Annotated in this window: 11 protein-coding genes; 9 read left to right on the top strand and 2 right to left on the bottom strand. The window is 71.8% G+C overall.

Annotated features, from left to right (window positions below):
• The first annotated feature begins 183 nt into the window (after positions 1 to 183).
• Together ACS04_RS18420 and ACS04_RS18415 are read left to right on the top strand one after the other, a co-directional pair.
• On the top strand, positions 184 to 1,200 hold the full coding sequence (locus tag ACS04_RS18420; protein ID WP_048477713.1) for a DUF4349 domain-containing protein: 1,017 nt from the start codon (positions 184 to 186) through the stop codon (positions 1,198 to 1,200).
• A 78-nt stretch (positions 1,201 to 1,278) separates the two neighbouring features.
• Positions 1,279 to 2,676 carry an FAD-dependent oxidoreductase gene (locus ACS04_RS18415; RefSeq protein ID WP_048477712.1) on the top strand — a complete coding sequence of 466 codons (1,398 nt, stop codon included), beginning with the start codon at positions 1,279 to 1,281 and terminating at the stop codon, positions 2,674 to 2,676.
• Between the two features lie 93 nt (positions 2,677 to 2,769).
• On the opposite strand, the gene hemE is transcribed toward ACS04_RS18415, so the two are convergent.
• Positions 2,770 to 3,777 (bottom strand): uroporphyrinogen decarboxylase, encoded by a 1,008-nt coding sequence (gene hemE / locus ACS04_RS18410; protein ID WP_245236435.1) that lies wholly within the window; start codon positions 3,775 to 3,777, stop codon positions 2,770 to 2,772.
• Positions 3,778 to 3,964: 187 nt separating this feature from the next.
• Between hemE and ACS04_RS18405 the strand changes: the two genes are divergently transcribed.
• The 3 genes from ACS04_RS18405 to ACS04_RS18395 all read left to right on the top strand — a co-directional run bounded on the left by ACS04_RS18405 (position 3,965) and on the right by ACS04_RS18395 (position 6,979).
• Entirely contained in the window at positions 3,965 to 4,621 is a 657-nt protein-coding gene (locus ACS04_RS18405) for a DUF3000 domain-containing protein (protein WP_048477710.1), read from the top strand.
• A 289-nt stretch (positions 4,622 to 4,910) separates the two neighbouring features.
• Positions 4,911 to 5,573 (top strand): helix-turn-helix transcriptional regulator, encoded by a 663-nt coding sequence (locus ACS04_RS18400; RefSeq protein ID WP_007267191.1) that lies wholly within the window; start codon positions 4,911 to 4,913, stop codon positions 5,571 to 5,573.
• A 134-nt stretch (positions 5,574 to 5,707) separates the two neighbouring features.
• Entirely contained in the window at positions 5,708 to 6,979 is a 1,272-nt protein-coding gene (locus ACS04_RS18395; protein WP_048477709.1) for an HRDC domain-containing protein, read from the top strand.
• A gap of 30 nt (positions 6,980 to 7,009) precedes the next feature.
• On the opposite strand, the gene ACS04_RS38905 is transcribed toward ACS04_RS18395, so the two are convergent.
• Positions 7,010 to 7,288, bottom strand: a complete 279-nt coding sequence (locus ACS04_RS38905; RefSeq protein WP_048477708.1) for a hypothetical protein — start codon at positions 7,286 to 7,288, stop codon at positions 7,010 to 7,012.
• A 270-nt stretch (positions 7,289 to 7,558) separates the two neighbouring features.
• Between ACS04_RS38905 and ACS04_RS18385 the strand changes: the two genes are divergently transcribed.
• From ACS04_RS18385 to ACS04_RS18370, 4 genes are all read left to right on the top strand, one after another.
• Positions 7,559 to 8,785, top strand: a complete 1,227-nt coding sequence (locus ACS04_RS18385; RefSeq protein WP_030154540.1) for a thiolase family protein — start codon at positions 7,559 to 7,561, stop codon at positions 8,783 to 8,785.
• Entirely contained in the window at positions 8,782 to 10,911 is a 2,130-nt protein-coding gene (locus ACS04_RS18380) for a 3-hydroxyacyl-CoA dehydrogenase NAD-binding domain-containing protein (RefSeq protein ID WP_048477707.1), read from the top strand. The genes ACS04_RS18385 and ACS04_RS18380 overlap by 4 nt, the downstream gene beginning before the upstream one ends.
• 167 nt (positions 10,912 to 11,078) lie before the next feature.
• A complete protein-coding gene (locus tag ACS04_RS18375) occupies positions 11,079 to 12,134 on the top strand; it encodes a phage baseplate protein (RefSeq protein ID WP_048477706.1) in 1,056 nt (351 codons plus the stop codon).
• A gap of 109 nt (positions 12,135 to 12,243) precedes the next feature.
• On the top strand, positions 12,244 to 14,163 hold a 1,920-nt coding region (locus ACS04_RS18370), incomplete at its 3' end, for an integral membrane protein (RefSeq protein ID WP_048477705.1).

Raw genomic sequence — 14,163 nt, 5'->3', positions numbered from 1 at the left:
CAGGGCCGTCCGTACGCATGTCCGCTTCGTGCATGGACACATCGTCTCAGACCGTGCAGCGGACGATCACCGAGGCCGGACCGTGACCGCATCGGGATCGGCTCGGGACCGCCCGGGCGAAACCCGGGGCGCCACCCCGTACGTCTCACCGGCGACATCAGCCGATCCTCGGGGGGACCACCGATGGGCACCATCCGCAGCACCACGAGAACCGCGGCCACGGCAAGACACCGCGGCGCTGCCGCTCTGGCCGGGCTGTCCCTGGCCGGCGCGCTCGCGCTCGCCGGGTGCTCCGCCGGCCAGGACGCGGCGGGCCCCGCCTCCGCCGACCGGGCCGCCGCCGGCGCCCCGGAAGGGGCGGCCCAGGGCAAGCCGGGAGCCGCCGCGGCTCCCCCTGCGGCCGCCGGGACCGCGGGTTCCGACGCGGCGAAGAACGGGCAGCAGCCGGCCGCCGCACGCCCGAACGTCATCCGTACGGCCACGCTCGCCCTGGAGACGGCGGACGCGCAGCAGGCCTTGACCGCGGCCCGGACGGCGGCGGAGGGCGCGGGCGGGTACGTGGGCAACGAGTCGACCCGGCGCGCCGAGGGCGGCCGGATGACCTCGACGCTGACCCTGCGCGTGCCGGGCGACCGCTTCGATGCGGTGCTCGGCGCCATGGAGGGCGGCGGCAGGCTGCTCAACCGCAAGGTCGAGTCCCAGGACGTGACGGAGAAGGTCGCCGACGTCGACAGCCGGGTCACATCGCAGCGGGCGAGCGTGGCCCGGGTGCGGGACATGATGGACAAGGCCACGGCGCTTTCGGACGTGGTGATGCTGGAGAGCGAGCTGAGCAAGCGCCAGTCGGACCTGGAGTCGCTGCTCGCGCAGCAGACGGCGCTGAAGGACCGGACCTCGATGGGCACGATCACGATGGAGGTCTCGGAGCCGGCCCCGGAGGCGGCGCGGAAGAAGGACGGGGAGCCCTCCTTCTCCGCCGCCCTGAGCAGCGGCTGGAACGCCTTCACGAAGATCCTGCGCTACCTGGCCCTGGCTGTCGCCGTGGTGCTCCCGTTCGCGGTGACGGCCGCGCTGGTGCTGCTGGCCCTGCGCGTCTGCCGGCGGCTGCGCCCGGCGAGGCCGAAGACGGGCCTGACCCCGAAGACGGTCCCGGCGGCCCGGCCCGCCGACCCGACGGAAACGGCGGGGGCCCGCGACTGAGCACGCCGTCCGCCCGTAGCGTGTTCTCCACGAGACGGCTGGGGCCGTACGCGCGGAGCACGGAGAACGGGGCGGACGATGGCGACGGAACGACTGGTGGTGGTCGGCGGTGACGCGGCGGGGATGTCCGCCGCGTCCCAGGCCCGGCGGCTCAAGGGCCCGGCGGAACTGGAGATCACGGCCTTCGAGCGCGGGCACTTCACCTCGTACTCCGCCTGCGGGATCCCGTACTGGATCGGCGGCCAGGTCCCCGGCCGGGACGACCTGATCGCCCGTACGCCCGAGGAGCACCGCGCCCGGGACATCGACCTGCGCATGCGCACGGAGGTGGTGGAACTCGACCTCGCCGCGGGCCGGGTGCGCACCCGCGATCTGGATTCCGGTTCCGAGGCGTGGACGGGCTACGACAAGCTCGTCCTGGCCACCGGCGCCCGCCCGGTCCGCCCCAGGCTGCCCGGGATCGCCGCGCACGGGGTGCACGGCGTCCAGACCCTGGACGACGGCCAGCGCCTGATGGCCTCTCTGGAGCTCACCGAGGGCTCGGAGCGCGCCGGGGGCCGCAGGGCGGTCGTCGTCGGCGCCGGCTACATCGGCGTGGAGATGGCGGAGGCGCTGGTCGCGCGCGGGTACGAGGTCACGGTCCTGCACCGCGGACCGCAGCCGATGGCCACGCTGGACCCGGACATGGGCGCCCTCGTGCACACCGCGATGAACCGGATGGGGATCCGCACGGTGTCCGGGGCGGAGGTCACGAAGATCCTCACGGACGACCAGGGCGCGGTCCGCTCGGTGGCCACGGCCGCGGGCGACGAGTACCCGGCGGACGTGGTGGTGCTCGGCATCGGTGTGGAGCCCCGTACGGCGCTGGCCCGCGAGGCGGGGCTCCCGCTGGGCGAGTCCGGGGGCATCCTGACGGACCTGTCCATGCGGGTGCGCGGCCACGAGAACATCTGGTCGGGCGGCGACTGCGTGGAGGTCCTGGACCTGGTGGCGGGGCGCATGCGGCACATCCCGCTGGGCACGCACGCCAACAAGCACGGACAGGTGATCGGTTCGGGCGTGGGCGGCGGCTACGCCACCTTCCCCGGGGTGGTGGGCACGGCGGTGAGCAAGGTCTGCGACCTGGAGATCGCCCGTACGGGGCTGCGCGAGAAGGACGCCCTGGCGGCGGGCCTGCGCTTCGTGAAGGCGACGATCACCTCGACGACGACGGCGGGCTACTACCCGACGGCCGCGGAGATGACGGTCAAGATGCTGGCGGAGCTGCGCACGGGCCGCCTTCTCGGGGTGCAGATCGTCGGCGGCGCGGGCTCCGCGAAGCGGGTGGACATCGCGGCGGTGGCGCTGACGGCGGGCATGACGGTGGACCAGGTCGTCTCCCTGGACCTCGGCTACGCCCCGCCGTTCTCCCCGGTCTGGGACCCGGTCCTGGTGGCGGCCCGCAAGACCGTCGCGGCCCTGCGGGCGGCGGGTTAGACCGTGTCTTCCGGAGGTGCGACACGTCGGTCCGCGCCCTGTCACGCGGGGCACGGTACCGACCTTCGCGATCGTGCCGAGCCTGCCCCCGGCTCAGCGGGCCGTTCGGGTGTGGACGTACTCGACCAGGCGGGTCAGGGCGTCCGGGGGCGTGGTGGGGAGGACGCCGTGGCCCAGGTTGAACACGTGGCCCTCCAGGCCCGACGCGGCCGCGAGGACCTCGTCCGTCTTCGCCCGTACGGCCTCCTCGGTGGAGAAGAGCACCGCCGGGTCCAGGTTGCCCTGGAGCGCCTTGCCGGGGCCGACGCGGCGGGCCGCCTCGTCCAGCGCGACCCGGTAGTCGACGCCCATGACGTCCGCGCCGGCCTCGCCCATCAGGCCGAGCAGCTCGCCCGTGCCCACGCCGAAGTGGATGCGCGGGACCCCGTACGGGGCGACGGACTCCAGGACCTTGGCCGACGCCGGCATCACCGAGCGGCGGTAGTCCGCCGGGGCGAGCGCGCCGACCCAGGAGTCGAAGAGCTGGATGGCGGAGGCGCCGGCCTCGATCTGGACCTTGAGGAAGGCCGAGGTGATGTCCGCGAGCCGGTCCAGCAGGTCGGCCCAGAGCTGCGGGTCGCCGTACATCAGGGCCTTGGTGTGCTCGTGGTTCTTCGACGGGCCGCCCTCGACCAGGTAGCTCGCGAGGGTGAAAGGCGCACCGGCGAAACCGATCAACGGCGTGGCGCCGAGTTCACCCGTGAGCATGCCGATCGCCTCGGTGACGTACGAGACGTCCTCCGGGGTGAGGTCGCGCAGCTGTGCGAGGTCCTCGCGGCGGCGGATGGGCTGGGCGACGACCGGGCCGACGCCCGGCTTGATGTCCAGGTCGACACCGATGGCCTTGAGCGGGACCACGATGTCGGAGAAGAAGATCGCCGCGTCGACGTTGTGGCGGCGGACCGGCTGGAGCGTGATCTCCGTGACCAGGTCGGGCCGCATGCACGACTCCAGCATCTGGGTCCCCTCGCGCACCTTGCGGTACTCGGGGAGGGAGCGCCCCGCCTGCCGCATGAACCACACCGGGGTGTGCGGCACCGGCTCCCGCCGGCACGCCTTCAGGAAGGCGGAATCGTACGTCTGACTCGGCTGGCCCTGGAAGGGGGTCTCCCCGGCGCCGGCGGAGCCGTGCGCGGGGGGAAGGTCGTTGGCGCTCACGCGCCAAATCTTCGCACGTATGAAGAAGTGCCCGGCCCGGCGCGGGTGTCCCTGCGCCGCACGGACGCTCGTTCCGCCTAGTCTTCCCCGCATGGCTGCGGCTCAGGGACGATTTTCAGATGGCGCTGACGGTATGGACAGCGCGAAGGAGAGCTCCGTCCCGCTCCCGTTCCGGCGGGCGGTCGACGGCTTGAAGAAGGCCCGCCTGCGGCCGGGGATCGAGATCGACCCCGCCAGACCGCCCCAGCGCCTGGCCCCGCACGCCTACGCCCTCGAAGCCGCGGTCGTGGACGGCGAGGACGATCTGGCCGACGGCCGGCTCATCCTGCTCCACGACCCCTCGGGCCACGAGGCCTGGCACGGGACCTTCCGCCTGGTGACGCTCGTACGCGCCGAACTCGAACCCGAGATGGCCGCCGACCCCCTCCTCCCCGAGGTGTGCTGGTCCTGGCTGACGGGGGCCCTGGAGGCGCGCGGCCTCGCGTACGGGGAGGCGAGCGGGACCGTGACCATGGCGAGCTCGCACTACTTCGGCGGGCTCTCGGAGCGGCGGCCGGCCACCCAGATCGAGATCAGGGCCTCGTGGACGCCGCGCGAGGGCGTCGGCGGGGTCCCGGACACCTCGGCGCACCTGTCGGCGTGGTGCGAGCTGCTGTGCCAGATCGCGGGGCTGCCGCCGGTCGGGCCGACGGACTCGGGGACGGGCGTGGTGTCCCTGCCACAGCGGCGCGGTCCGCACCACCCGTAGCCGTGCCCCCGTACGGCGGCCGCCACCGCGGCCGCCGTACGCGCCGGGCCCCGTAGAACGGCCGGGCGATCCTCGGCGGCCCCGTGTCGGAACCGGGCGCCCGTTGTGGGCTTCTGATCACCCGATGATCGATCGTGCGTCCGAATTGCCCGAATTGTTACTCACCAAATCGTGATCATTCCCTAAAGCCGGGCGGGTGACGTGCCGAAGGAGTCAGTGACCATCCGCACGGTTCGCACCGGCTTCCTTCCCCGAGCCGGCCGTCCCGCCACTCCCCCAGGAGGCCTAGGTGTCCGTTCTTCTCGAGCAGCCCGCAAGCCTGGTCGCCTACCGCCCGAACAAGCCGACGGCCATGGTCGTCGTGGCCGACCCGCGCGTCCGTTCCACCGTGACCCGCCATCTGTGGGCCCTCGGAGTACGCGACGTGATCGAGGCGTCGTCCATCGCGGAGGCCCGCCCCCGCGTCGGCAGCCCGCGCGACATCTGCGTGGCCGACGTACACCTGCCCGACGGTTCCGGTCTCACCCTGCTCTCCGAGACGCGGGCCGCCGGCTGGCCCAACGGCCTGGCCCTGTCCGCCGCCGACGACATCGGCGCCGTGCGCAACGCCCTCGCGGGCGGCGTGAAGGGCTACGTCGTCACCGGTACCCGGACCAACATCGGGCTCCCCACCCGGCCCGGCGCCGCCCCCATCGGCGCCGCCGCCGCCCGTATGCACCGCCGCCCCCCGGGTGCCCCGAGCCACCCGGGCGGCTACCGCGAGCTCTCCGGCCGCGAGGTCGAGGTCCTGCGCCTCGTCGCGGAGGGCCAGTCCAACAAGGCCATCGGCGTCTCGATGGGCCTGTCCGCCCTGACCGTCAAGTCCCACCTCGCCCGCATCGCCCGCAAGCTGGGCACCGGCGACCGCGCCGGAATGGTCGCCGTGGCCCTGCGGACCGGGATCATCCACTGACAACCCGCCCACCGGCCCGGCGGCTTCCGGGCGAACTCCCGGCGAACCCGGAGAAACACCCCAGCCTCCGCCCCGCACCCGTCGACGGAACGTTCCGGCGACGGGTGCGCCGTATCCACGGATACCCTTGAGCGGTGACCGACGCCCAAGAGACCGCAGCAGACCTGCGCAACACCACCGGGGGCGGCCCCCCGGACGACGTCGAAAAGGCGCCGATTCCGTTGCTTGAGCCCCGCGAGGGGATCCCTCCCGTGGTGGCCGACGAGGACGCCCTCGCCCGGGTGGTCGCGGCCTTCGCCGCGGGCACCGGGCCCGTGGCCGTCGACGCCGAGCGCGCCTCCGGGTACCGCTACGGCCAGCGCGCCTACCTGGTGCAGCTGCGCCGCGAGGGCGCGGGGTCCGCGCTGATCGACCCGGTCGGCTGCCCCGACCTGTCCGCGCTGGGCGAGGCCCTGTCCGGAACCGAGTGGATCCTGCACGCCGCCACCCAGGACCTGCCGTGCCTGCGCGAAATAGGCATGGTGCCCACCTCCCTGTTCGACACCGAGCTGGCCGGCCGCCTCGCCGGCTTCCCCCGGGTCGGACTGGGCGCGATGGTCGAGAGCGTGCTCGGCTACGCGCTGGAGAAGGGCCACTCCGCGGTCGACTGGTCCACCCGCCCGCTCCCCGAGCCGTGGCTGCGCTACGCCGCGCTCGACGTGGAGCTGCTGGTGGACCTGCGGGACGCGCTGGAGAGGGAACTGGAGCGGCAGGGCAAGCTGGAATGGGCCCGCCAGGAGTTCGACGCCATCGCCGCCGCCCCGCCCGCGCCGCCGCGCAAGGATCCGTGGCGCCGTACGTCCGGGATGCACAAGGTGCGCCGGCGCCGCCAGATGGCCGTCGTACGGGAGCTGTGGGAGTCCCGGGACCGGATCGCGCAGCGGCGTGACGTGTCGCCCGGCAAGGTGCTGGGGGACGCCGCGATCGTCGAGGCCGCGCTCGCGCTGCCGGCGAACGCGCACGCGCTGTCGGCCCTGCCCGGGTACGGGCAGCGGATGGGCCGGCGCCAGCTGGAGCAGTGGATGGCGGCCGTCGACCGGGCGAAGGCCCTGCCCGAGAACGAGCTGCCGCAGCCGGGGGCGAGCCCGGCGGGTCCGCCGCCGCCGCGCTCCTGGGCGGACAAGGACCCGGCCGCCGCCGCGCGGCTGTCCGCGGCCCGCGCGGCCGTGTCGGAGCTGGCCGAGGGGCTGAACCTGCCCCAGGAGAACCTGATCACCCCGGACACGGTCCGCCGGCTGTGCTGGGAGCCGCCCCGGCACGCCGACGCGGACGCGGTGGCCGAGGCGCTCGCGGGCTACGGCGCCCGCCCGTGGCAGATCGAACAGGTCACCCCGGCCCTGGTCGCGGCCCTGACCGCGACAGCCTGAGCCGGACCGCGCCGGACGGGCACGGGGTCCTCACTCCATCGGAGTGAGGACCCCGTCCTCGTCGCGGTCGAAGCTGCCGGCACGGTGGTGGTGTTCCAGCCCCACCAGTAGGAGTTGCGCGCCCGGCTCAGCCCCGTCGGAGCGCCGGCCGTCGTACCGCCCCAGGTGGCGCCGACCGGGTCGGCGCCGAGGATCGCCTTCCACACCTCGTCGACGATGGCCCGCCTTCGCCAGTTCCTCGGCCCAGCCGTACTGCTTGAACTGGAGGTCGAAGCCCGCCAGGGCCGGGACGCTGCGGCCGTGCGGCATCAGGACGGGCTTGCGCGGACCGGACGCGCTCCCGGCCCCGCCCGGCCGGCGACCCGATCGGGTGGCCCCGCCGCGCCGATCGGCCGGGCGCGCGCCGGGTGGGCGTGGCGGGCGCGGGGGCGGGGGCGCGGTGTGACCTTCGCCGCTCCCGGCCCCGGGGCTGTCCACACGGGTTACCCGCAAGTAGCATGGGCCGGGTGAGCGGGCGCTCAGCCACCGGCCGACCGCCCCCGCGCAGCAGTGCACACCCGCACCTGGAGGAGAGCCAACGTGCCTCGTACCGTCAGGGACGTCGTCTTCGTCGACGGCGTCCGCACCCCGTTCGGCAAGGCGGGCCCGAAGGGCATCTACAACGGAACCCGCGCCGACGACCTCGTCGTGAAGGCGATCCGGGAGCTGCTGCGCCGCAACCCGGACCTGGACCCCAAGAAGATCGACGAGGTCGCCATCGCCGCGACCACGCAGATCGGTGACCAGGGCCTGACGCTGGGCCGTACCGCCGGCATCCTCGCGGGGCTCCCGCAGTCCGTCCCGGGCTACTCCATCGACCGCATGTGCGCCGGCGCGCTCACCGCCGTGACCGCCGTCGCGGGCGGCGTGGCCTTCGGTGCGTACGACGTCGCCCTCGCCGGCGGTGTCGAGCACATGGGCCGCCACCCCATGGGCGAGGGCGTCGACCCGAACCCGCGGTTCGTATCCGAGAAGCTGGTCGACGAGTCCGCCCTTTTCATGGGCATGACCGCCGAGAACCTGCACGACCGGTACCCGACGATCACCAAGCTCCGCGCCGACGAGTACGCCGTGCGCTCGCAGGAGAAGGCCGCCAAGGCGTACGCCGACGGCAAGATCCAGCAGGACCTGGTCCCGATCTCGGTGCGCAACACCAACGAGGCGGCCGGCGAGACCGGCTGGGGCCTGGTCACCACCGACGAGCCGATGCGCCCGGGCACCACGCTGGAGAACCTGGCCGGCCTGAAGACCCCGTTCCGTACGCACGGCCGGGTCACCGCGGGCAACGCCGCCGGTCTCAACGACGGCGCCACCGCCGCGATCATCGCGTCCGAGGACTTCGCCCGCGAGAACAACCTCCCGGTCAAGATGCGCCTCGTCTCGTACTCCTTCGCGGGTGTCGAGCCGGAGGTCATGGGTTACGGCCCGATCCCGGCCACCGAGAAGGCCCTCGCCCAGGCCGGCCTGTCCATCGAGGACATAGGCCTGTTCGAGATCAACGAGGCGTTCGCGGTCCAGGTCCTCGCGTTCCTGGAGCACTACGGCATCGCCGACGACGACGCCCGCGTCAACCAGTACGGCGGCGCGATCGCGTTCGGCCACCCGCTGGCCTCCTCCGGCGTCCGTCTGATGACGCAGCTGGCCCGCCAGTTCGAGGAGCAGCCGCACGTCCGCTACGGCCTGACCACCATGTGCGTCGGCTTCGGCATGGGCGCCACGGTCATCTGGGAGAACCCGAACTTCAACGCCGAGGGAGACTCCAAGTGAGCACCACCGCTGAGCTCCTGAAGGGCGCGGCCGAGCTGTTCCCGGACGAGGTCGTCACGTCCGCGCACGTACGCCACCTGGACCTGCCGTTCGGCGCCGGGCGCTTCGCGCTCGTCACGCTGGACAACGGCTTCGACCACACCAAGCCGACCACCTTCGGCCCGCAGTCGCTGGCCAACCTGAACGCGGCGATCGACCAGCTCGAGCAGGAGGCCCTGGCGGGCTCCATCGTCGGCGCGGGCATCACCGGCAAGCCGTTCATCTTCGCGGTCGGCGCCGACCTCAAGGGCGTCGAGCTGCTGAAGAACCACGACGAGGCGCTCGCCATCGGCAAGGGCGGCCACGACGTGTTCAAGCGCCTCTCGGCGCTGGCCGTCCCCACCTTCGCGTACTACAACGGCGCGGCGATGGGCGGCGGTGTCGAGGTCGGTCTGCACTGCACCTACCGCACCGTCTCGAAGGCCATCCCGGCCTTCTCGCTCCCCGAGGTCTTCCTCGGCCTGGTTCCCGGCTGGGGCGGCTGCGCCCTGCTGCCGAACCTGATCGGCGCCGAGCGCGCGGTCTCGGTCATCATCGAGAACTCGCTCAACCAGAACAAGCAGCTGCGCGGCAAGCAGGTCTTCGACCTGGGCATCGCCGACGCGCTGTTCGAGGGCGCGGACTTCCTGGAGCAGTCGCTCCTGTGGACCGCGAACGTCCTGAACGGCACCACCGAGGTCGTCCGTCCCGAGATCGACCGCGGCGAGGCCTGGGACGCGGCCGTCGCCAAGGGCCGTTTCATCGCGGACTCCAAGGTGCACGGCGCCGCTCCGGCCGCCTACCGCGCGCTGGACATCATCGCCGCGGCCAAGGACGGGGACCTCCAGGCCGGCTTCGACGCCGAGGACTCGGCCCTGGCCGATCTGATCATGGGCGGCGAGCTGCGCTCGGGCATCTACGCCTTCAACCTGGTCCAGAAGCGCGCCAAGCGCCCGGCCGGTGCCCCGGACAAGTCGCTGGCCCGTCCGGTCACCAAGGTCGGCGTCGTCGGCGCGGGCCTGATGGCCTCGCAGCTGGCGCTGCTCTTCCTGCGCCGCCTGGAGGTGCCGGTGGTCCTCACCGACATCGACCAGGAGCGCGTGGACAAGGGTGTGGGCTACGTCCACGCCGAGATCCAGAAGCTGCTCGGCAAGGGCCGCATCAACCAGGACAAGGCCAACCGCCTGACCGCCCTGGTCAGCGGCGTCCTGGACAAGGCCGAGGGCTTCGCGGACGCGGACTTCATCATCGAGGCCGTGTTCGAGGAGATGTCCGTCAAGCAGAAGGTGTTCGCGGAGGTCGAGGCGGTCGCCCCGGCGCACGCGATCCTCGCCACCAACACCTCCTCGCTGTCGGTGTCGGAGATGGCCTCCAAGCTCCGGCACCCGGAGCGCGTGGTCGGCTTCCACTTCTTCAACCCGGTCGCGATCCTCCCGCTGCTGGAGATCGTCCGCGGTGAGCAGACCGACGACGCCTCGCTGGCCACGGCCTTCGGTGTCGCCAAGAAGCTCAAGAAGACCGCGGTCCTCACCAAGGACGCCCCGGCGTTCGTGGTGAACCGCATCCTGACCCGCTTCATGGGCGAGATCCAGAACGTCATCGACGAGGGCACCCCGGTCGTCACGGCGGAGAAGGCCATCGAGCCGCTCGGCCTGCCGATGTCCCCGCTGGTGCTGCTGGAGCTGGTCGGCCCGGCGATCGGTCTGCACGTCTCCGAGACCCTGAACCGCGCCTTCCCGGAGCGCTTCACCGTCTCCCCGAACCTCGCCGCGGTCGTCAAGGCGGGCAAGCGCGGCTTCTACGTCTACGATTCCGGCAAGCCGGAGCTGGACCCCGAGGTCGCCGCCCTCCTGGTGCAGGGCGACTCCGTCCTGACCGAGGAGCAGGTCCGCGACCGCGTCCTGGACGCGGTGGCGCAGGAGATCGGCCTGATGCTGGAGGAGGGTGTCGTGGCCGAGGCCCAGGACATCGACCTCTGCCTCATCACGGGCGCCGGCTGGCCCTTCCACCTGGGCGGCATCACGCCGTACCTGGACCGCGAGGGCGTCTCAGAGCGCGTGAACGGCAAGAAGTTCCTGGCCCCCGGCCTGGCGAGCGTCCCGGTCTGAGGCCCGTACGCCTGAAATGCCCCGGACGCCCGTCCCCCGCTCGGGGGGCGGGCGTCCGTCGTCGTGCGGGGCGTCCGTCGTCGTGCGGGGCGGGACGGGTGCCCGGCGCGATCCGGGGACGGGGCCCGGCGCGGAACCCTCCCGTCCCGGCTGGCAGAATACGGTCCATGGCGGATCACACGACACATTTCAGCCGCCGGAACCTGCTGTTCGCGGGCGGTGCGGTGGCCGCCGGCCTCACGGCGGGCGGTCTGTCCTGGGCGCTGCACACCGGGACCGACGAGCAGGACGACGAGGGGCCCGTCGACCCGAGCCCGACGGCCGGCGTGTTCGATATGCGGACCGGTGCACAACTCCTCCCCCAGTCTCCGCTCTTCAATACGACGGGGCCGCAGTCCTTCGCCTTCGACGATACGAACGGCCAGGTCTACGTACTGCAGACCGTCGAAGCCGGTATCCGTCTCGGTGACGAGGAGGAGCCGGTCGGCTCGGGCGATCGCAAGACCGCCGGCGATATGTGCCTGACCCGGCTGAGCAGTTCGGGGAAAACCCTCGGGTATATGTATCTGCGCGGCTTCGGCCACGGAATTTCCTGCGGCGTCGAGCCGACGGGCCAGCGTACGTACATATGGGTGGAGGGGCGCGCCGACACCGCGACCGGCTACGGCCGCACCGTGGTCCGGGTGCCGTTCAAGGACGGTTCGGTCCTCGACAGTTCGGACGCCTCCGTCCGCCATTTCGACCCGGTGCCCGGCTCCACCGAGGTCTCACCCGCGCTCGACCTGCCCGGCGGGCGGGTGCTGGTGAGCCACGAGCAGGAGGGTGTGCACCGGTTCTCGGTGTACGGGATGGCGGACTTCCTCGCGGGGCGCTTCGACGCCGCGCAGGTTCTCAAGGCCCGGGTACAGGTCAAGCAGGAGGAGTGGTTCCAGGGGTGCGCGCTGTACGGGGACCACGTCTACGTGCTGACCGGCGGCCCCTACACGGACAAGAACGGGGACAATCCGCGGAAGTCCGGCGGAAATACCTATGTCTCCGCAATTGACGTACGCACGGGGAAGGCGCAGGGGCGCCATCACGTGACCGTGGCCCCGGATCTGGTGTACCGGGAGCCGGAGGGAATCGCGGTCGCGATGGCCGGCGGCCGGCCGGCATTGTGCGTCGGCTTTTCCGTGAAGACGCAGGACCGCCGTGAGCTGGCGTTGTATCGCTACACGGCCTGAGCGCATTGGCCCTGGGTTAACCCTGCGTTCCAGGGCCGTCCATATAGCTGCTTATACTACTCCGACACTTCACAGGATCCTTATACCTCCATGGGGGAGGAACCGCACCATGGGCTCCAAGCGGCTGCGCGCTGTGCTCGGCGTTCTGATCACTTCTGGGCTCATCCTCAGCTTCGTCGGCATGCTCGTCGCCGTCGCCTTCGCCTCCCTCCCCCTGTTCGCCGGCTGCGCGGCACTCAGCTACGTGGCCGATCTCATGCTCCACAACACCGAGTCGCCGACGCTGGAGAAGCTGCGCGACTCGCGCTTCGGCCTCACGATGCGCTTCCTCATCCGGCAGTTCCTGCTGCTGGGCCTGTGCGGGGCCATCGCCGACATCGAGTCGTTCGTGTCGCAGATGACCACCATCGGCCTGCTCCTGCTGTTCATCCTGCAGCTCGCATACGGCGCGCTCCTCAAGCACGTCCGCAAGATGCGCATCGAGCTGCCGTTCACCACGCGCGGGCTGGACCTGGAGGCGCTCGGCATCCGCCGCATGCCGCACCCGTTCCTGATGAACAAGCACGTCCGCAAGACGCTGCACCTGGACATCCCGCTGGTGGCCGGAGCCCTGGCCACCATCGCCACGGACGACTGGCGCTTCGTCACGTACGGCATGATCACCACCGTCTTCCTCGCCTACTTCTCGCTGCTGGTGCTGGTGCCCGACGCGCGCAACGCGCTCAAGCTCCCCACCACCGACGAGGCCATCGAGGAGCTCAACCACCAGCTGGCCGAATACCGGCCCCAGGTCGCGCTCTACTTCACCTTCGCGGCGGTCTCCAAAGACTTCATGTACCAGGTGAACATGTGGCTGGAGTCACTGGAGTCGCTGGAGCTGCGGCCCATCATCGTGCTGCGCGAGCGGGCCACCCTGCGCTACCTGGACGCGACCTCGGTCCCCGTCATCTGCATTCCGAAGGCGGACAACCTCGCCCGCATCGAGATGAACGAACTGCGGGTCGCCCTCTACCCCGGCAACGCGGGCAAGAACGTGCACATGCTCCAGCGCGCCGAGGTCAAGCACGTCTTCATCGGGCACGGCGACAGCGACAAGCTGGCGAGCAGCAACCGGGTCAGCAAGGTCTTCGACGAGATATGGGTGGCGGGCCGGGCCGGCCGCGACCGCTACGAGCGCATCAAGCACGCCGTGTCGCACCACCAGATCGTCGAGGTCGGCCGCCCCCAGCTGATGCCCCTGCACCGCTGGACCGGCAAGGTCGCCGCCCCCGTGCCCACCGTCATCTACGCCCCCACCTGGGAGGGCTGGACCGACGACTCCTGCTACACCTCGGTCATCCCGGCCGGCGAGAAGCTGATCAAGGCGCTGCTCGACTACGAGCGCGACATCCGCATCATCTACAAGCCCCACCCGCTCACCGGTTCGCGCTCCGCCGAGGCCGCCGCCGCCCACCGCCGCGTGATCGCCCTCCTCGAAGAGGACAACGCCCGGCGCTTCGGCCGCAACCTCACCGACTCCAAGGCCGCCGCCAAGAAGCTCGCCAGGATCGACCAGCGCATCGCCGACCTCTCCGAGCGCGGCGTCCGCTCCAAGTACCCGGACCTCTCCGAGGAGGAGCGCACCGCGCGGATCCGGCGCAGCCGCAACCAGGCGGGGGCCCTGTACTGGAACGCCGTCCCCGACGCCGCGCACCACGTGGTGACCGAGCGGATCCCGGCCCTGTACGACTGCTTCAACCAGTCCGACCTGCTCATCGGCGACATGTCCAGCGTGGTCTCCGACTTCGTGGCGACCCTGAAGCCGTACGCCATCTTCAATCTCGACGGCCTGCCCGACGAGCAGTTCCGCAACGAGCAGCGGACGGCGTACGCCTCCTACCTGCTCGACGGCGACTGCAACGGCCTGGCCGAGGCCATCGAGGCCACGCTGAACCCGCGCGAGGACGTCATGGCGCCCTACCGCGAGCAGCTGAAGGAATACCTGCTGGGCGAGGAGTACCCGCCCTCGATCGTCCGCTTCAACGCGGCG

Source organism: Streptomyces roseus, from assembly GCF_001044425.1.
GTDB lineage: Bacteria > Actinomycetota > Actinomycetes > Streptomycetales > Streptomycetaceae > Streptomyces > Streptomyces roseus.
Note: the sequence above shows the minus strand (reverse complement) of the source record. Positions and strands in the feature narration are given on the sequence as shown.